Raw genomic sequence first — 19,333 nt, forward strand, 5'->3', positions numbered from 1 at the left:
CGGTAGGGGATGACGCACATCGCTCCCATAGCGGCGGCGACGTCGTACACGTCGATGGTGTAGGTCCCGGCCTGTGATGCCTCGAACCGGTAGAAGTCGACGTCCCCGGAGGCGTGGATGGTCGCGTCCGGGATGCCGCTGACGCCCACCGAGGTCGGCGTGGCCGCCGCCAAGGTGTCATTGGGTTCGGGCTCCGCCCAAGCGTTGGGCGCGACACCCACGGCAGTCACCACCAAGACCACGACGACAGTGATGATGCGAGCGAGGTCCTGACGAGTGCGCAAGGTGTTCCCCCTGAGACCGTGACGGCGATGAATGCCGAGCGCAGTCTTGCGGTCAGGAAGGGAGTCGCGGAGGCGATTGACATGCTCTGACCTGCGAAAAAGCCAAAATAGTCACAATGGGTCAGGCCGCATAGTCCCGCGCCGAGGGCTCCACGGAGAGCCCGGGGTCCCTGCCCCGCGTCAGTCCTCGTCCCGCCAGGCTCGCCACAGCGCAGCATAGGCGCCGTCGCGGGCGATGAGCTCGTCGTGCGTGCCGAGCTCGCTGATCCGTCCGTCCTCGACGACACAGACCCGGTCTGCGTCGTATGCCGTGTGCAGCCGGTGCGCGATCGCGACCACCGTGCGTCCCTGCGTGACGGCGGCGAGCGACCTCTCGAGGTGGCGGGCCGCGCGCGGGTCGAGGAGCGAGGTCGCCTCGTCGAGCACGAGGGTGTGCGGGTCGGCGAGGACGAGCCGTGCCAGCGCGAGCTGCTGGGCCTGGGCCTCGGTCAGCGGGTGCCCACCGGAGCCGACCGTCGTCTCCAGACCGTCCGGCAGCGCGCGGACCCAGGCGTCGGCATCGACGGCCGACAGCGCGGCATACACCTCGTCCTCGGTGGCGGTCGGTCGCGGGAGGCGCAGGTTCTCGCCGACCGTGCCCACGAAGACGTGGTGCTCCTGCGTGACGAGCGCGACCTCGCCACGCAGCGTGGACAGCGTGAGGTCGACGAGCGGCACGCCACCGACGGTGACGCGCCCGGTGCGCGGCCCGTCGATTCCGGCCATGAGGCGGCCCAGAGTCGACTTGCCGGCGCCCGACGGGCCGACGATCGCGAGCCGCTCACCCGGCCGCAGGGTCAGCGTGACCCCGTGGAGGACGTCGCGTCCCTCGCGGTAGGAGTAGCGGACGTCCTCGACCTCGATCGTCTCGCCGCGCGGCTGCTCGCCGGTGGCGACCCGGTCGGGCGGGACCTCACCCACCCCGAGCACGCGGGAGAGGGACGTCGCCGCGAACTGGATCTCGTCGAGCCAGCTGATGAGGTCGCCGAGCGGGTCGAGCATCTGCTGGATGTAGAGCGTGACCGCGGTCGCCGCGCCGATGGAGATGTGGCCGTTCCACGTGAGCCACCCGCCCCAGAGGACCGAGACCGCGATGGGGAGGAAGAAGCCGATCTCGAGCCACGGGAACCAGCGCATGCGGAGGCTGACGCCGACCCGCTCGGCCCGCGCGGCCTCGGCGAGCACCTCGTCGAAGCGCTCACCCCGCTGTGCGCCGAGGCTGAGGTTGTCCATGGTCCGCAGGCCCTCGATCGTCTCGGCGCCGACCGAGTTCAGCCGGGCGTAGGCGGCGTGCTCCCAGAGGTAGACGCGGCCGGCGCGCCTGAGGTACCAGACGCTCGAGGGGATGTGGAGGACAAGGGGGGTGAGCAGGGCGAGGGCCGCCAGCGGTGAGGTGATGACGGCGGCGACGACGGTGGCCGTGACCGTCATGACGGACACGACGATGGCGGGGATGCCGAAGCGGATGACGTGGGTCATCGCCTCGATGTCGTTGGTCGTGCGCGCCACGAGGTCGCCGGTGCCGGCGCGCTCGAGGGTGGAGAGGGGCAGGCGGACGGCGTCGCGCACGAAGTCCTCGCGCAGCCGGGCGAACACGTGCTCCGAGAGGATGAAGGCGGCCCGCCGGGCCACCCAGGTGAGCACCGTCTGGGCGAGGATCGCAACCACGAGCACGCCGATGAGGACGTCGATCCGTCGCAGGCTCGCGTCACCCTGCGTCACCTCCTGGACGATCTGGCCGAGGACCCACGGGCCGACGAGGCCGACGAGTGCGGCGAGCCCGTGGAGGCCAAGGACCCAGAGGAGCGGACGGCGGTGGTCGCGGAGCAGGACCCGGGTGTGCGCCATGACCGTCTGACGGCTCGCGATGGGCAGCGAACGCCTCGCGTGGTCGGTGTCGCCGAGCTGCTGGAGGATCGGGGTCATCGCTCAGTCCTCCTCTCCGCGCAGGACGATGCGCCGGTATGCCGGGTTGCTGCGGACGAGGTCGCGGTGCGTCCCGTGGGTGGTCACGGCACCGTCCTCCACGACGAGGACGGTGTCGGCCCGGTCGAGCAGGAGCGGGCTGGCCGTGACGATGACGGTGGTGGATCCGTTGCGGTGCTTGCTGATCCGCTCGGCGATGCGTGCCTCGGTGTGGGCGTCGACCGCACTGGTGGGCTCGACGAGGACGAGGACCTCAGGGTCACGAAGCAGCACCCGAGCCAGGGCGAGACGCTGACGCTGGCCGCCCGAGAGCGACCGTCCGCGCTCCTCGAGCTCACCGTCGAGGCCCCCCTCGAGGGAGTCGATGGCATCGGCGGCGTCCGCGGTGTGGAGGGCCGCGAGCAGGGCCTCGTCATCTCCTTGTGCCTCGCCCGTGGCTGTCCTGCCGCCGAGCTCGCGCCGGACCGGGCCGCTGAAGAGGTGCGGGTCGGACTGGGAGACCAGGATGGTGCGGCGAACGTCCTCGATGGGCAGCTCGTCGAGCACGTCCTCGCCCCAGGTGACGCCTTGGCGCCCGGGCACGGTCCGACCCAGCCGCGCTGCGATCTCGGCTGCATCCTCTGGACGCGCCGAGACGATGGCGGTGAGCCGGCCCGGCGCGATCCGCACCCCGGACAGCGGGTCGACGAGCTCGCGAGGAGCCCGTACGACCGGCGTGTCCGTCCCCAACCGTCCCATGGGGTGGGTTCGGAACGCGGGCGTGGGGGAGGGCGAGTGGTCGGGTTGACCGTCGAGGATCGAGACGAGCCGACCGGCCATGACCCGTGCCGTGATGAGCTTGTTGACGAACTCGGTCGCCGTCCGCAGCGGCATCGTGAGGAAGGCCGTGTAGCCGTAGAACGCCACGAGCTGGCCCGGGCTGATCTCACGCGCCACGGCGAGGTGAGCACCCAGCCCGGTCACGACCACGACGAAGAGGGCGGGCAGCAGCACCTGCGACGCGTCGAGCATGGCCTGGACCCCGGACAACCGCACACCGGCCTCGCGCACGCGACTCGACTGACAGGCATACCGGTCCAGGAAGTTCTCCTCGCCGCCCACGCCACGCAGGACGCGCAGCCCGGACACGGTGTCGGCACCGAGCGCGGTGAGCTGGCCGGACTCCTCACGCTGCGCCTGCTGCCTCTTCTGCAGCGGACGCATGATGAACGAGAGGGACCCCAGGAGCAGGGGGCCTCCGATGAGCATGACCAGCCCCAGCGTCAGCGAGCCGCGCAGGAGGATGACCGAGACGACGACGAAGCTCACGATGGCTCCGGTGAACCGCGCCGTGACGTCGAAGACCCCCCCGAGCTTCCAGAAGTCGTTGGCGAAGGCCGTGAGGACCTCACCCGCCGGCTTGTCGCGCGTCAGTGCCGGGCCGGCGCGACGCACCGCGCGCTCGGTGACGATCGCCGAGTGGAAGGCCGCGAAGAGCCAGCTGCTCACCGCAAACCAGTGACGCAGGTTCGTCGTCAGCGCACTGACGATGCCCATGCCGAGGATGACCGCGGCCCACAGCACCAGCGCCCGGCCGTCGCGAGCGACGAGCCCGTCGTCGATGGCCCGGCCGATGGCGGCCGGGACCAGTGCGATCGACAGCATCCACGGGATGCCGAACGCCGCGCCCGCCACCAGGGTTCGCCACTGGCGCCGAGCGAGCCAGAGGATCAGGCGGTCGGCGTCAAGCGGGGGAGTGGCATCGGCCTCGACGGCGTAGGGCCAGGGGAGTGTGGTTGGGGTCGGCATCGCACCTCAACCGTACGAGCGCGGTGCGGCTTCGGGCGACCGAGTTTCCTCGGTCTCAGGCTGAGGGGTAGGGCTGGGCCTTGAGCACTCGTGCCAGATGAGCGGTGTTGGCAGCGAGGGTCCTGGTGGTCTGACCCGTCTTCTCCGGAGTCGAACCGAGGTCCTTGTAGTCCGTCGTGTGCATCGCCTCGCCGTTCCAGTAGGTCACGCCCTGGGCCGGAATGGTGAAGCCGACGTCGTCGAGCCCCTGGAAGATGACGGAGCTGATGTGGTGAGCCCCGTCCTCGTTGCCGACCACGACGGCGCAGCCGACCTTGCCGTAGACCTGCGGCTGACCGGCATCGTTGGTCTCGGAGAGCTCGGCGTCGAGCCGCTCGAGGACTCGCTGACAGATGCTCGACTGCTGACCCATCCACGTGGGCGTGGCGAGGATGAGGATGTCGGCGGCCATGACCTTCTCACGCAGGGCCGGCCATGCGTCTCCGTCGCCCATGTCCAGCTCGACGCCCGGCCTCACGTCATGGTCGACGACCCTCACGAGCTCGCCCGTGACGCCGTGCTGGGCCAGTCCGTCGAGAAGCTGCTGGGCGAGCAGGTCGGTGCTCGAGGGCTCGGGCGACTGCTTGAGGCTGCAGGTCAGCGCCAGGGCGGTCAGTGAGTCGTTCGTGGTGCTCATGCAGTCCCCGTCTCTAGGTTGCGGTCACGATCGAGCGTTGCACATGTCGGACTGTTGGGGGACATGGATCTCTCCTGTGATCGAGCGTCGTCGTGCCACGACGTCCAGGCCCATGACCAGGAGTGCCGTCGCCACACGGCGGCTTCGACGAACCGTCACCCCACCCGTGGGGGGTGAGGAGGTTGGCTAGCTCAGGGTCGTCCACCCGGAAGGGGCCCGAGCCTCGCGGTGGGTCGTCAAGCGGATGCCCGGTCCTCCACCAGGCCCTCACGCAGTCGCTGAAGGATGGCGGACAGCAGTCGTGAGATCTGCATCTGGCTCACGCCGAGGCGCTCCCCGATGTCCGCCTGTGTCATCTCGTCCACGAAGCGCAGGGTCAGGATCCTTCGGTCGCGCTCATCGAGCTGCGCGATGAGGCTGCCGAGCGCAGCACTGGTCTCCAGCGTGGCGAAGTCGTCCCGCTCGCATGCGAGGTGATCGGCCAACGACGTGCCCCACGGGGTGAGAGCGTTGAGTGACTCGGCGCGGTACCCCGCGGAGCAGGCGACCGCCTCGCGCACCTGGTCGCGCTCGAGATCCATCGCCTCGGCGACCTCGGTGATCGTGGGAGCGTGTCGCAGATCCTGCTGGAGGAGCTCTTCCTTCGCGGCCACCTCAGCCCGCAGCTCCTGCAACCGGCGAGGTGGCCGCACAGCCCACCCGTGATCGCGGAAGTAGCGCTTGAGCTCGCCCGTGATCGTCGTGGTGGCGTACGGGGCGAAACCGTGGCCCAGTCCCGGGCGATAGCCCAAGGTGGCCTTGACCAGGGCCATCCGGGCCACTTGCACGAGGTCCTCGACCTCCACTCCCCGGCCTCGGTAGCGCCGGGCCAGACCGTCCGCCAGGTCGAGGCTGAGGACGGTCGCCTCCTTGCGAAGTCGCGCGGCGCGTCGGTCGTCCGTCGTGGACAGGGCAGCCTCGAGCAGGGTCTCGATGCCCGGCTGACAGTCAGGAGGGGTCGAGTGGAGGGGTGTGGTGGTGCGCAGCGGTGCCATGTCTTCCTCAGGATGAGTCGGGGGCGACGGCACCGCTGTTGGACCGGTCGCAGGCTTCTACCGTACCTGCCAACCATGCTGTGTATGCCGCTGGTCGCGGGGCAGTTTGGTCAGGACAGCAGGGCCCGGACAGCCTGTGGAGCTGGCGCCGGTCTGCGTCCTGCCGGGCTCGGACGAGGCAAGCTTCGTGTCAACGGCCCGCGCTGCGGTGACGGGTGGACGCCCCGTGCTCCGAGCACCCCCGGGTGACGACGGCGGGCGTGCACCGGATGGCTCCGGTGCACGCCCGCTCGCTGGTGGTGACCTGGCTCAGGGACTGGCCTCCTGAGCCTTGGCCCGGCCCTCTTCGGTGACCGTCTGGGCAGCGCTGGCCCCCTCGGCCTTGACCTCCTGGGCGCCGGCCTGTGCCGTCTCCTTCACCGAGGCAGCGGCCTCCTGGGCGGGCTCCTTGAGGTGGGCGGCTGCCTCCTTCGCCATGCTCGTGGCCTCGTCCACGAGTGGCTGCGCCTGCTCGCGCACGGCCTGTGCACCTTCCCGCTCCTTCTGCGAGGCGGGCAGGAGCGAGCCCAGCAACCATCCAGCAGCCAGGGCGACGGCTCCGGCGGCCAACGGGTTGCCACGGGTCTGGGACCGCAGCTGCTGCGGCGCCGAGGACGCGACGTCCGCGGCTTGATGTGCCATGTCGGCACCCTTGGACGAGGCGTCATCGGCCGTGCCCATGACTCGCTCGCGCATCGAACCAGCCTTGCTACCCACCTTGTTGACCTGTCGGCGGGCGATGTTGCGCGGATCGGCGGTCGTCGTCAGGTCGTTGACGTCGTTGCTGAGTCGACTCCGAGTCCTCTCGATGTCCTGGCGGATGATGTCTGGGTCACTCATCGGTGCTCGTGTCCTTTCAGTGCTTCCGGAATTTCCTTGGTGGTCTCCGTCGTGCGCTCCATCGGGTTGCCCACACGCCGCAGTCGGTTGCGGCCTATGACGCCGAGGACGGCCGCGATGACCGCCCAGATCAAGGCGACGACGAGCGCGGACCAGCCGCGGCCTATCGCCTCTCCCAACGACCACCAGAGGGCGACGGAGAGGAAGACCAGGACGAGGTGTCCGGCGACCGCGGCACCACCCAACATCCCGGCACCCTTGCCGGCGGCGCCCGCGCTCTCCTTCGCCTCAGCCTTCGCGAGCTCGATCTCCTGTCGCATCAACGTGGAGAGGTCCGCGCTGATGTCGGAGAGCAGGTCACCCACGGAGCGAGAAGAGCCCTCCTCGTAGCGGTGGCTCCCAGAGCTGTCGGTCATCGCGGTTCCTGCAGGCCGGTCCCGGCGACACCGGGACCACCCATCCCGCCGACAGACCCGGGGGCGCTGATGCCGCCACCTGTCTCCGGGGGCAGGAGCGGGTCGCCTCCGACGCTGGGCACGGCCGGGGCGACTCCGGCGACCGAGCCTGCCGGGGTGGCGTAGGGGTCCATGCCCGCCGTCTGCACGTCTGCCGTCGGGTAGGTGCTTTGGTCGGCGGAACCGTCATCACGGCTCTCGTCCACCATGGCACGACTGAGGCGTCCACCGAGCAGGCCGACGCCGGCGGCGATCGCGAGGAACGCCCCTGGTCGCTGCCTGGCGAACCGGCGCGTCTCGTCGAGGAGCGAGCCGGGGTCGCGGTTCTCCAGCCAGTTGGCCACCGTCGAGGCACGGTCCGAGACCTCGCGGACCACGCTGTCGGCGACGCCGGAGCTCTCACTGCTCCGGGACATCGACGACAGGTCGTCGGCCAGGGTGCGCAGCGAGCCGGCAACGCGCTGCTGCTGCTGGCCGGTCTGGTCCATCAGCTCCTGCCGGGACTGCTGCCACAGCTGGCGTGCCTGGTCCTTGGCCTCGCCGGCAACCTGGCCGGCCTGTTGCTTCGTGGTGTCGGCGACGCTGCTGGCCTCGTCCTTGGCGGTGCCGGCCACGTCCTTGGCCGCGCCCATGGCCTTGTCCTTGGTCCCTTCGGAGCCCTGGGTCCCGCTGGAACCCTGACTTGCGCCGGCCGATCCGCCCGTAGGTGGGATGCCGCCGGTGTCGGGTGTGAGCCCGGCGCCTGGATCGGTGTCCGCGACGCCGGGCCGCGTGGTGTAGTCACTCATGGAAGTGCGTCCTTCCCGTCAGGTCGCGCACACGTCGCGCGACTGTTATGCCCCTACCCGCGCTGTCTCAGCGCAAACCCGTCGGCGCTGAGGACGGGCTTCAGGCGTCACTGTTGCGGCCGTGGGTGGCGCGCACCCGACGTCCGCGTTCGACGTCCTCCTGCTCCTTGGCCTGCGCCTTGTCGCTCGCCCGGGTGTCGCGCGGAGGGAGCTGCAGCTCGCGCTCGGCGGGCAGTCCCGACTGCAGCTCTCGTCCTCGTTCCAGCTCGCTGTCGAGCTCGGCACCGAAGAGCAGGGCGAGGTTGGTGATCCACAGCCACAGGAGGAAGACGACCACGCCGGCGAGGGCGCCATACGTCTTGTTGTAGCTTGCGAAGTTCGCCACGTAGAAGCCGAAGGCCAGCGATGCGAGGATCCACACGACGATGGCGACCACGGCACCCACGCTGATCCAGCGGAACCGCGGCTGTTGGACGTTGGGCGTGGCCCAGTAGAGCATCGCCACGATGAGCACGACGGCCGCCAGGATCACGGGCCACTTGACGATGTTCCACACCGTGAGAGCGGTCGACCCGACACCGATCGCGTCGCCGACGGCCTGGGCGACCGGTCCGGTGGCCACGAGCGCCAGGGACACCAGCGCGACGAGGATGAGCGCGACGGCGGTGACGAGGAGCTGGACGGGCCGCAGCTTCCAGAACGGACGGCCCTCGCGAACCTCGTACATCCGGTTCAGCGCCCGTCCGAACGACCCGACGTAGCCGGAGGCGGACCACAGCGCTGTCGCGAGGCCTGCGACGAAGGCGAACCCCGCCGCGCCGCTGCCTGCGACCAGGGTCTGGACCGTCGGCTCCAGCGTCTCGGCCGCAGACCCCGCGCCGACGTCGCGCAGGATGCCGAGCAGCGTGTCCACGGTCTGCTGGCCCTGGCCGAACAGCCCCACGAGGGAGAGCAGGGCGAGCAACGCGGGGAAGAGCGCCAGCACGGCGTAGTAGGTCAGTGCCGCCGCCAGGTCCGTGCACTGGTCCTTGCTGAACTCACGCATGGTCTTGCGCAGGACATATCGCCATGAAGGTTTCGACAGGTCCGTGGGGGATTCCGGTGAGGGGTCCCCGCCGTCGGCTTCCGGTGTGCGTGAACGGTCGACGTCAGGGGTGGAAGTGCGTCTCGTTGTCATGCTCAGCTCCTCAGGTTGGCTCATGTTGCTTTCCCCGAAGAGCGACCTTCAACCTCTGCGCCCTCGTGAAGTCGCGCCAGCTCTCCGAGACAGGAACGCCAGCAGGGACTCGTGCGCTGGGTCGCATGGCTGACGTTGATGCCCTGAGGCCACCGGCGACCACGACGGGCTCACTGCTCGGGATCGCCTCGTGGGTACGTTGTCCCGAGCCCTCGCGGGGACGGTCGCATCAGCGTCGCCGTGCACCACCAGGGCAGGGACCGACACCCACTGAAGGTCCTTACGGAAGTCGGTGGCTCGTACGGGGCCGTGCACTGGATGGCGGCGTCCCTCATGGCGCCCAGGCACAGCGCGAACGCCTCTGCCTCCGGGACTGGGTGACCTTGAGCTCGCCGGTGGTGGACAACAGCTCGGTCACGAACTCGTCGTAGAAATGCTGTCGCTCGGTGCTCAGGGACAGCGCCATCCTGGCCCCCTTCCCATCGTCGAGCGGGCCCTGGGGATGGGTGGTGTGCAGCATGAAGGGGTGTGACGGCAGACGCGAACCGCTGAGCGCAGACGTTGCTCACCACTTCGGAGCCGGACCGAGCGACGCGGAGCTGATCCTGGTGGGCGAGCGGCCTGATCCTCATCCGTCCACCTCAGTTCGCCCAGCGAGCACGCGCGCTGACCCGAGCCTCGACGGGGGCTCACCGGTCAGCTCGAGGACGGCACTCGCCACCTCTTCGGGTGTCACAGCGCCGATGCACGGGTGGCCCGAAGTCGGGCAGTCCAGTGCCCGCGAACCACGGCACGCCGCATGCTGGTCACCCAGGATGACGTGCGGTACCCCCCACGGACGCCAGCGTTGGGCCGGCACGACCGGCGAGAAGAGGCTCACGACAGGGGTGTTCACCGCAGCGGCAAGGTGCGCGGCTCCGGTGTTGCCGACCACGACACACGCGGCCCCGGCCAGGATCCGGGTGAGATCGGCCCAGGACGTGGTGCCCGTCAGGTTCGCCACCCGCGGGTCACGATTCAGTTCGGGCGCCGGTCTCGTGTCCGAGCGGCCGGTGAGGATGACGAACCATCCTTGTGCGACCAGCCGCTGCACCACCGACTCGGCCTGCCCGACAGCGAACGAACGGCTGGGCACGGATGCGCGAGGGTGCACGACGACGTAGGGCTCCTGAAGCATCCGCGCGAGGGATCGCGTCACGGGAGGTACCCCCTTGAGCCGGAGTCTCCGGTCGTCACCGGCAGGAAGCGGGAACCCTGCTGCCTCGGCGAGCCGAAGAGCCGCCTCCACCTCGTGCTCGCCCCCGACGCCGACGTCCGCGGCTCCGCCCTCCCATCGCCGCACTCGATCATCCACCGACGACCCCGGGTAGCCCTCGCTCATGGCGCTCACACGATGGATCTGCGCCCAACGAGCGAGCAGAGCCATCGGTAGAGCGCTCTGGTGGGAGGAGCTGAAGATGACCGCGTGATCGTAGGCCCGGTCACGCAGCAGCTCGAGCAGGGACTGCAGCCGGTCGGGGGAGACGCGCGGGGCGGGGTGGCCCGTCCACGAAGTCTCGAAGACAAGGACCTCGTCGACGCCCGGAAGCTGTCGGCCCGCGGCGAGCCCCGAGGGGGAGACGAGGAGGTCGACCCGACTGCTGCCTGCGGCGAGCGCCCTCAGGGCGGGCCCGGTCAACAGCACGCCCCCCGCACTGCCCAGTCGGACACCGAGAACCTTGGGTCGTGATTTAAGCACTGTGCGAGTCCAGGACGAGGTCGACGGCGGACCCCATGTCCCTGATGACGACGCACCGTTGCGAGGCGACGTCGAGATCGTGCGTTGCCGTAGGGACCAGACACGACTCCTGGACCATGAGTCCTCGAGCGAGTCCTGGCTGGTTCGCGACGACGCCCACGTGGATGCCCGCCGACCGCGACCGGTTCACCGAGCCCGCAGCCAGCAGCCCGGGACTCACGGCGACCCGGTCAGCGTTGTAGGGACGTCGTCCACCGTGGTTCCGTCTCGGCCGAAGAGGTCGGCCGGACAGTGCGTTCGCGCGGCGGCCATGGCCGATGTGTACCCATGCTGACCGGGCTCCAATCGAGCGTGTCCGGCGCATTTACCGGGCCGGCGTTCGGGGCGGGGGTATGGCGGAGCTCCTCGACGAACTCACCCTCGTCGAGGCCGTCCACGGGAGCGGCCCCCGGCCTTGTGAGAGCGCAGATTACGCTCGACAGGTGCTCCGCTCCGCCCTCAAGCCCCGCCATCTCGGGTTGCTCGCGGTCGCACTGCTCATCGTCCTCGCCTTCGTGCAGCTCGGCCGGTGGCAGCTGGGCGTCGCCGAGGACGAGGCTCTGCGCGAGTCGCTCGAGAAGGCTCGCACCCAGCAGCCGGTCGCCATCGAGTCGGTGCTGCGGCCGCACATCGACTTCCCCAACGACCTGAGCACCCGCCCGGTCTCGGCGACGGGCACGTTCGGCTCCGACCAGGTCATCGTCGCCGGACGCCGCCTCGACGGGCGCGCGGGATTCTGGGTCGTGGCACCGCTGAGGGTCGCCGTGTCAGGGGCGACGCTTCCCGTCCTGCGCGGATACGTCTCCTCGCCGGACGAGGCACCACCCGTTCCGAGCGGCACCGTCACCGTCACGGGTGGGCTGGCTCCGCCGGAGTCCCCGTATGCCGGCCCGCCGCCTCCTGAGGGTCAGCTCGGCTCGATCGACACCTCCGTCCTCGTGAGCCGTTGGCCCGGTGAGCTCTACAACGCGTTCGTCTTCCAACAGGGGGAGACGCCGGCGCCCACGGCAGCCGCGACCGGGTCGATGGTGAGGGTGCCCACCCCGTCGGGAGACACGGGATTCAAGTGGCGCAACGCGGCATACGCGCTGCAGTGGTGGGTCTTTGCGCTGTTCGCGCTCTACCTGTGGTGGAGGACCGTGCGCCACGACGTGGAGGAGGCAGGGGACAATGGGCAGCGTGACCGAGATGAACCAGCAGACGAACGCCCAGCGTGAGCCCCGCGCCGTCATCCGCGACGAGACGGGTGCCCGCAAGGCCCTGACCTTCTTCAAGGTGATGGCGTTGATCGTGGGGATCGGGCTGCTCGTGCTCGTCGTCGAGCTGGTTCTCGAGTACGGCACGTCGATGAAGGGTGAGCAGAACCCGCTGCACTGGTGGCCGCAGCCGCACGGCTTCATCTACATGGTCTACCTCGTCGCCACGGCCAACCTCGGCTTCAAGGTGGGGTGGTCCCTGTCGAAGATGACCGGCGTGATGCTCGCCGGGTGCGTGCCGTTCCTGTCCTTCTGGGTGGAGCGCAAGGTCGCCGCCGAGGTCGAGGGGCGCTTGGGGTCGGCTTGACCGACTTGACCAACCGCAGACCTCGCTGACGGACTCTTGACCCGTCACAGGGGGACTGCTGGTCCGGCGACGCCTAGACAGGAAAGGTGCCCCGATCTTGACGGGCACCGATCCAGACCAGGAATGAGGCAACCCTTCATGGCACACGTCCGCCGAACCCTCTCCGCCGCACTCGTCACCCTTGCGAGCGCAGCCGCGCTGACCAGCGCACCAGCCGGCGCCACCGCAGCACCTGAGACCGGGCCTGACCGGGGAGTCGCGGCATACACGCCCGGATCCCTCGACCCGCAGATCCAGGCCGCGCTCGCGAAGCAGCTGGCCGAGGCCAAGAAGCAGGCGGCACGTGAGGACGCGTCCGGCGCCAAGAGGCCCGCGGTCGCGGCCTCCGTCGTCTACTACGACGACTCGCAGGCGCCGAGCTTCGACTCGCTCATCGACCAGAGCGCGGCCATCTGGAACGCCCGGGTGACCAACGTCCAGCTCGTCGAGCGCGACGGTGCGGCGGGTGCCCTGAAGTACTACGAGGGCAACGACACGCGTGGCTCGTACTACTACGGCAGGGGCAACGGCGACGGCTACATCTTCATGGACTTCGCCCAGTCCGACGTGTATGCCCCGCTGCGCATCGTGGCCCACGAGACCGGCCACGCGCTCGGCCTGCCCGACCGCTACACGCAGCCCTGTAGCAAGCTCATGTCCGGTGGCGGCCCCGGCCCCTCGTGCACCAACCCCTACCCGGACTCGATCGAGGCCAGTGAGGTCAACACCCTCTGGCGCTGACGGTTCGAGCGATGCGGATCCGGCGTCAGGGCCCGGAACGTTCCGCGCCCTGACGCCGGATCTGCGTCACCGCAGCCCGCCGGTAGCCTGTGCGTGTGAGCGAGACCCCCCTGACCTCCGACCCTGCCGAAGCCCTGCCGGACACCCTGTCCGACCGCCCCGTCGTCGTCGTCGACTTCGGCGCCCAGTACGCGCAGCTCATCGCGCGGCGGGTCCGGGAGGCCAACGTCTTCAGCGAGGTCGTCCCCTCGACGATGCCGGCCGACGAGCTGCTGGCGAAGCAACCGGCCGCGATCATCCTGTCCGGTGGACCGAGCTCGGTCTATGCCGAGGGCGCGCCGACGCTCGACCCCGCCGTGCTCGAGGCCGGGGTGCCGGTGTTCGGCATGTGCTACGGCTTCCAGGCGATGGTCCAGGCGCTCGGCGGCACCGTCGAGCGCACGGGCCTGGGGGAGTACGGCTCGACGCCCGCCCAGCTCTCGGACACCAGCTCCACGCTCTTCAACGGCCAGCCGTCGGAGCAGTCGGTGTGGATGAGCCACGGCGACGCGGCAACGGCTGCTCCGGACGGCATGCGCGTCACGGCCTCGACCTCGGGCGCGCCCGTCGCGGCCTTCGAGGACGACGAGCGCCGTCTCTACGGCGTGCAGTGGCACCCCGAGGTCATGCACTCCACCTTCGGTCAGCGGGTCCTCGAGAACTTCCTGCTGCGAGGAGCGGGGTTGTCGGGCGAGTGGACGGCGCACAACGTCGTCGAGGCCCTTGTCGAGCAGGTTCGCGAGACCGTCGGCGACAAGCGCGTGCTGTGCGCCCTCTCCGGTGGCGTCGACTCGTCCGTGGCCGCTGCCCTCGTGCAGCGAGCCGTGGGTGACCAGCTGACGTGTGTCTTCGTCGACCACGGCCTGCTGCGTTCGGGTGAGGCCGAGCAGGTGCAGAAGGACTTCGTGGACGCGACCGGTGTCGACCTCGTCACCGTCGACGCCAGGGAGCAGTTCCTCTCCGCCCTCGCGGGTGTCTCGGACCCCGAGGCGAAACGCAAGATCATCGGTCGTGAGTTCATCCGTGTCTTCGAGCAGGCCGCGCGCGACGTCGTCGGCTCGGCCGAGAGCGACGGTCACCCGGTCGAGTTCCTCGTGCAGGGCACGCTCTACCCGGACGTCGTCGAGTCCGGAGGAGGCACCGGCACCGCCAACATCAAGTCGCACCACAACGTCGGCGGCCTTCCCGACGACCTCCAGTTCAAGCTGGTCGAGCCGCTGCGCCTGCTCTTCAAGGACGAGGTGCGTCAGGTCGGCCTCGAGCTCGGGGTGCCCGACGAGATCGTCTGGCGTCAACCGTTCCCCGGTCCCGGGCTCGGTATCCGCATCGTCGGTGAGGTCACCGCCGAGCGTCTCGAGATCCTGCGTGCTGCCGACCAGATCGCCCGCGCCGAGCTGTCCTCCGCCGGTCTCGACCGCGACATCTGGCAGTGCCCCGTCGTGCTGCTCGCCGACGTCCGCTCGGTCGGCGTCCAGGGTGACGGTCGCACCTACGGCCACCCGGTCGTGCTGCGACCGGTCTCGTCCGAGGACGCCATGACGGCCGACTGGACGCGCGTGCCCTACGACGTCCTGGCCAAGATCTCGACCCGCATCACCAACGAGGTGCCCGAGGTCAACCGCGTCGTGCTCGACGTCACCTCGAAGCCGCCGGGCACCATCGAGTGGGAGTGACCTCAGCGCCGCACCGACCTCGCTGAACGGTTGGGTCGGCAAGATGATCATGCGCATCCGGCCGATTTCTCGGTTCTCGTGGTAGGGCAGTGGGTTCTCGCCTAGCCTGACGCCTGCCACGTCAAGCAATCTCCCGGGGGATCCCATGGCCGCAGGTGCCGTCCGCAGTCGTCTCGTGCTGCCAACCCGGCTCCTGGTGGCCCTCGCCCTCGTCCTGAGCCTGCTGCCGGCCCTGGGCTCCGCCGCGCACGCGGCCGTGGGCACGCCCTCGGGTCTGTCCACGAGTGGAGGCGGGTCGGCGACGCCGACCCTGCAGTGGCAGCGGGTGGCATCGGCGACGCGCTACGACGTCGAGGTCTCGGCATCGTCATCCTTCACGCCGACGCTCTTCACGAGGTCGACGACGAACCGGATGATCGTGCCGACCGTTGTCCTCCCCGAGGGGACAGTCCACTGGCGGGTGCGCGCAGTCGACGTCAGCGGCACGAGCGCCTGGGCATCGGCCACCCACACTGTGACCGCGCCGAACGCACCCCTGCCACAGACTCCAAGCAACACCGTCGCCACGGTTCTCGGGCAACCATCGGACCCGCCGCTCCTCTCCTGGAAAGGGGTGTCGGGCGCCACGGGCTACCAGGTCGAGGTGGACGCCACTGCTGAGGGTGCCACCAGTGCCGACTTCGTCGATGCGTCCAGCTACAGCACCAAGAGCACGTCCTTCGTCGTCCCCGACCCCAAGGCCGACGGCACCTACTTCTGGCGGGTGCGCGCCCAGCTGAGCAACGGTCTCTACACCGCCTTCTCAGCCCCGTGGCGCTACAAGATCGGACAGCTCCTTGCGGTGGACAACGCCTATCCCGAGAACAACGACGCTGGCGCGATTCAGGACGTCTATCTCGAGTGGGACGCGGTGCCGGGTGCCAGGACCTATGACCTGCAGGTCAGCGCGGACGATCAGTTCAACACGATCATCGACAGCAAGATCGGGATCAAGAGCACTCGGTACTCGCCGGCCGTCACCTACGACAACGACCAGTACTACTGGCGGGTTCGCGCCAGGAACAACCTCGGAGAGACGTTCGACTGGTCGCACCCCAAGATCGAGATCTACAACTTCCAGCGCAACTGGCCCGAACAGCCCGTGCCCGTACATCCGGCAGACTCCCTGAGCACGATCGGGGACGATCTGTACCTCGAGTGGAAGCCCGTGCGACGAGCCACCCGCTACCAGCTCGACCTCGGCACTGACCCCAACTTCTCCAAGCCCGGACCTTTGGGCACGTACCAGACCTGCTTCACGGCCTCGACCACCTACACGCCCGGAGACCTGTCGCAGCCAGGGATCAGCGGCGACAAGTGCATGGCCAGTCAGGGCGCGGTCACCTACTGGAGGGTGCGCGCACTGGACGACCCCAAGGGTGTCGAGGGGATCTACTCGCCCATCCGGAAGTTCGTCTACTCCTCCGGTGCAGCGCGGCAGATCGCCCCGGCGAACGGGGCCACCGTGACGAGTCCCCTGTTGACGTGGGACGCGATGGCTGACGTGGAACGCTACCGGGTCACGCTTCGCGACCCCTCCGGCTTCACGCGAACCTATGACACGTACTCGCTGAACTGGTCCCCGACCGGCATGGTGCCCTTGGCGAGCGGCACATATTGGTGGAGCGTGCAGGGCATGGATGGCGACGGGCGCCTGTCCCCTCGCTACGCGGAGTGGAGCTTCGTCCTCGGGCCCGTCGCCGGAACGGGGTCGACACCCGTCGTGCAGAACCCACCTGCTGGGCTGAGGGCCCCGACACTGCGCTGGTCGCCCGTCACGAATGCGGCCTACTACCGGGTGGACATCGGCATCGCCGGCAGCGGTTTCTATCTTGGGTCTGCAGAGGCGCCGATCCTGAACGTGGCCCATCCCTACCCCGTTGCCACGGACCCGAGCGCACGGTTCCTCGTCCCCGGGAACTACGAGTGGCGAGTCAGGGCGTTCTCCAAGGCGAACGCATTGCTGAGCTCCGACGACTCAGGCACCTTCACCATCACGGGTCTCCAAGGCGTCGGCGGACAGCGGATCGCCTTGACCGGGAGCGGCCTCGATGCCGGCACGGTCTGTGACCGTTCGCTCGACGCTCCGCTGAACTCGGGCAAGTGCCCGGATGTGCCGGCGACCCCGGTGCTCGACTGGAGCCCCGTGCCCGGTGCGGCGTTCTACAAGGTCTATCTGGCGCAGGACCGTGAGCTGACCAACCGGATCTTCGACGACAAGATCCCAGCCACCGGAAACACTCGCTGGACGCTGCGGGACGACGTGACCGTCCGACCGAGCGCACTGCCGGACACGCAGGCGGGTCAGGCCTACTTCTGGTACATCCGACCCTGCAAGTCCGAGACCGTCTGCGCTCCCGACCCCGTCTCCACCGCAGGTGCGGCAGGTCACGCGTTCGGCAAGGCCTCCCCAGCGGTGGGCGGTCTCACCGTGACCCCCTCGGCTACCAAGGTCGAGAACCAGGCGGTCTTCACCTGGGATGACTACATCGTCAGCAACCTGGCCAAGCCCTACACCCCCACGGGAGAGAAGAGCTGGCAGACAGCGAAGCACTACCGCATCCAAGTGGCCACCTCGACCAGCTTCGCGACGCTCGTCGACAACCAGCTCGTCGACCAGGCGACCTACACAGCCTGGGACAGGACCTACCCCGAGGGCAGCTACTGGTGGCGGGTGCAGGCCGTTGACGCCCAGAACAACGGCCTGACGTGGTCCACACCCATCCCGTTCGTCAAGCAGAGTCCGGCCCCGGTGCTCAGTGCTCCCATCAACGACAGCAGGATCCCGGGGCAGTCGGCCTTCAAGTGGCTGCCGACAAACTTCGCGGGCAGCTACATGCTCGAGGTCTACAAGAACAACGACACCAACTGGTCTCCCACCAACCGGGTCGTGAGCTTCACGGGCAAGCAGGTGGCCTACGCGAACTCCACACCGCTGCCTGCCAACGCCCTCCCTTACGTGTGGCGGGTGGCACGGCTCGACGCTGACAACCGTCCGGGCCAATGGTCCACCACGGGCCGCTTCTACTCCACGGGCGCAGCGCCCGGGCTCACCACTCCCTCGGCAGGCGCCCTGATGAGTGGTCAGAGCCCGTTCTTCGCGTGGAGCCCAGTGGTCGGTGCGGTGACGTACCGGTTCGAGCGACGCGCCAAGGGCTCCTCGACCCTCGCCGAGAACATCACCACAAGTGCCACGTCGTGGGCCTCGTTGCAGACCATCGCCAGCGGTGTCTCGGAGTGGAGGGTCATCGCGCTCGACGTCACGGGGGCACCCCTGGGTGAGAGTCCGTGGCAGCCCTTCACGGTCGACAACGAGAAGGGGCGGTTCACAGCCGTCTCGCCGGCTCGTGTCCTCGACACCCGCAGTGGTCTCGGCATCAATTTCCCGCGCAAGCTCGGCCCCGGGCAGAACCTCACGTTCAGGGTGCCCGACCTTGCTCCCGGCACCACGGCCGTCGTGCTCAACGTCACCGCCGTCAACCCCTCGGCGGGCAGCTACCTCACGGTGTGGCCCTTCGGCCAGACCAGGCCCACGGCGTCCAACGTCAACTTCGCCAAGGGCGCGACCGTGCCGAACCAGGTCATCGTCAAGGTGGGGACGAACAACCAGGTCAACATCTACAACGCCACCGGCAGCGTCGACGTCCTCGCGGACCTGGCCGGCTACTACGCGCCAGACCTCGGGGCCGCCTTCACCGCAGTGGCACCCAAGCGCGTCCTCGACACCCGGAGCGCGCTCGGCACCCCGTCGACGAGCAAGGTCGGGGCCGGCCGCGAGATCGTCCTCGACGTCACCGACCTGCCCGCGGACGCCAAGGCGGTCACGCTCAACGTCACCGCCAACCAGCCGACGGCGAGCAGCTACGTGACGGTCTGGCCCGCGGACGGGACGCGTCCCAACGCCTCCAGCCTCAACTTCAAGGCGGGGCAGACCGTCCCGAACCTCGTGACGGTGGCGGTGAGCGCCGACGGGCGGGTCCGGCTGTGGAACGCCAGCGGGAGCACGCACCTCTTCGCCGACCTGGCGGGCTGGTTCTCCGGGGACACGGGCGGGACCTACTCCTCGGTCAACCCGCAGCGCGTGCTCGACACCCGCCTCGGGACGGGCGCCCCCAAGGCCAAGCTCGGTCCGGCGCCGGCCACCCTGACCCTCACGGTGCCCGGGCTGCCAGCTGACGCCACCGCCGTGGCGCTCAACGTCACCGCGACCGGGCCGACGAAGTCGGGATGGCTCACCGTCTACCCGGGCAACGTGGGCCGTCCGGCGGCCTCGAACCTCAACTTCGTGGCCGGGCAGACCGTCGCCAACATGGTCGTGGTCAAGGTCGCCCCGGGCGGCAAGGTGACGTTCTCCAACGCGGCGGGCAGCGTCGACGTCATCGCCGACCTCGCCGGCTACTACACCGGCTGACCGAG

General features: G+C 69.3%; 16 protein-coding genes. 5 read left to right on the plus strand and 11 right to left on the minus strand.

All coding sequences use genetic code 11. From position 1 onward, the window contains the following. From ACFQW8_RS12120 to ACFQW8_RS12170, 11 genes are all read right to left on the minus strand, one after another. The coding region (locus ACFQW8_RS12120) for a hypothetical protein (RefSeq protein WP_380087671.1) at window positions 1–284 on the minus strand (284 nt) is incomplete at its 3' end. 180 nt (window positions 285–464) lie between these two features. Continuing rightward, the gene (locus tag ACFQW8_RS12125) at window positions 465–2,249 is read right to left on the minus strand and encodes an ABC transporter ATP-binding protein (protein ID WP_380087673.1); all 1,785 of its coding nucleotides are present in this window, start codon (window positions 2,247–2,249) and stop codon (window positions 465–467) included. A 3-nt stretch (window positions 2,250–2,252) separates the two neighbouring features. Beyond that, on the minus strand, window positions 2,253–4,037 hold the full coding sequence (locus tag ACFQW8_RS12130) for an ABC transporter ATP-binding protein (protein ID WP_380087675.1): 1,785 nt from the start codon (window positions 4,035–4,037) through the stop codon (window positions 2,253–2,255). 55 nt (window positions 4,038–4,092) lie between these two features. Beyond that, the gene (locus ACFQW8_RS12135) at window positions 4,093–4,713 is read right to left on the minus strand and encodes a flavodoxin family protein (protein ID WP_380087676.1); all 621 of its coding nucleotides are present in this window, start codon (window positions 4,711–4,713) and stop codon (window positions 4,093–4,095) included. A gap of 236 nt (window positions 4,714–4,949) precedes the next feature. Beyond that, window positions 4,950–5,747 carry a sigma-70 family RNA polymerase sigma factor gene (locus ACFQW8_RS12140; protein ID WP_380087678.1) on the minus strand — a complete coding sequence of 266 codons (798 nt, stop codon included), beginning with the start codon at window positions 5,745–5,747 and terminating at the stop codon, window positions 4,950–4,952. Between the two features lie 309 nt (window positions 5,748–6,056). Further along, window positions 6,057–6,626, minus strand: a complete 570-nt coding sequence (locus ACFQW8_RS12145) for a DUF3618 domain-containing protein (protein ID WP_380087680.1) — start codon at window positions 6,624–6,626, stop codon at window positions 6,057–6,059. Further along, entirely contained in the window at window positions 6,623–7,042 is a 420-nt protein-coding gene (locus tag ACFQW8_RS12150; RefSeq protein ID WP_380087682.1) for a phage holin family protein, read from the minus strand. The genes ACFQW8_RS12145 and ACFQW8_RS12150 overlap by 4 nt, the downstream gene beginning before the upstream one ends. Next, window positions 7,039–7,869, minus strand: coding sequence for a hypothetical protein (locus ACFQW8_RS12155; RefSeq protein ID WP_380087684.1), 831 nt, complete (start codon window positions 7,867–7,869; stop codon window positions 7,039–7,041). The genes ACFQW8_RS12150 and ACFQW8_RS12155 overlap by 4 nt, the downstream gene beginning before the upstream one ends. A gap of 100 nt (window positions 7,870–7,969) precedes the next feature. Next, complete coding sequence (locus tag ACFQW8_RS12160) at window positions 7,970–9,046, minus strand: YihY/virulence factor BrkB family protein (protein ID WP_380087685.1); 1,077 nt, start codon at window positions 9,044–9,046, stop codon at window positions 7,970–7,972. A 331-nt stretch (window positions 9,047–9,377) separates the two neighbouring features. Then, the gene (locus ACFQW8_RS12165) at window positions 9,378–9,512 is read right to left on the minus strand and encodes a hypothetical protein (RefSeq protein ID WP_380087687.1); all 135 of its coding nucleotides are present in this window, start codon (window positions 9,510–9,512) and stop codon (window positions 9,378–9,380) included. A gap of 162 nt (window positions 9,513–9,674) precedes the next feature. Beyond that, the gene (locus ACFQW8_RS12170) at window positions 9,675–10,784 is read right to left on the minus strand and encodes a glycosyltransferase family 9 protein (RefSeq protein WP_380087689.1); all 1,110 of its coding nucleotides are present in this window, start codon (window positions 10,782–10,784) and stop codon (window positions 9,675–9,677) included. Between the two features lie 482 nt (window positions 10,785–11,266). Here ACFQW8_RS12170 and ACFQW8_RS12175 point away from each other — a divergent pair, with 482 nt between their 5' ends. The 5 genes from ACFQW8_RS12175 to ACFQW8_RS12195 all read left to right on the plus strand — a co-directional run bounded on the left by ACFQW8_RS12175 (window position 11,267) and on the right by ACFQW8_RS12195 (window position 19,328). Then, window positions 11,267–12,040, plus strand: coding sequence for an SURF1 family protein (locus ACFQW8_RS12175; protein WP_380087692.1), 774 nt, complete (start codon window positions 11,267–11,269; stop codon window positions 12,038–12,040). Beyond that, window positions 12,012–12,386: a DUF3817 domain-containing protein gene (locus ACFQW8_RS12180; RefSeq protein ID WP_380087693.1), complete on the plus strand. Its 375-nt coding sequence runs from the start codon at window positions 12,012–12,014 to the stop codon at window positions 12,384–12,386. Before ACFQW8_RS12175 ends, ACFQW8_RS12180 begins: the two co-directional genes overlap by 29 nt. A gap of 138 nt (window positions 12,387–12,524) precedes the next feature. Beyond that, the gene (locus tag ACFQW8_RS12185; protein WP_380087695.1) at window positions 12,525–13,166 is read left to right on the plus strand and encodes a snapalysin family zinc-dependent metalloprotease; all 642 of its coding nucleotides are present in this window, start codon (window positions 12,525–12,527) and stop codon (window positions 13,164–13,166) included. 95 nt (window positions 13,167–13,261) lie between these two features. Further along, window positions 13,262–14,878 carry a glutamine-hydrolyzing GMP synthase gene (gene guaA / locus ACFQW8_RS12190; RefSeq protein WP_380087697.1) on the plus strand — a complete coding sequence of 539 codons (1,617 nt, stop codon included), beginning with the start codon at window positions 13,262–13,264 and terminating at the stop codon, window positions 14,876–14,878. 145 nt (window positions 14,879–15,023) lie between these two features. Continuing rightward, complete coding sequence (locus tag ACFQW8_RS12195; RefSeq protein ID WP_380087698.1) at window positions 15,024–19,328, plus strand: hypothetical protein; 4,305 nt, start codon at window positions 15,024–15,026, stop codon at window positions 19,326–19,328. Window positions 19,329–19,333 lie beyond the last annotated feature (5 nt).

The sequence above is a fragment of the Knoellia altitudinis genome, assembly GCF_042666355.1.
GTDB classification, from domain to species: domain Bacteria; phylum Actinomycetota; class Actinomycetes; order Actinomycetales; family Dermatophilaceae; genus Knoellia; species Knoellia altitudinis.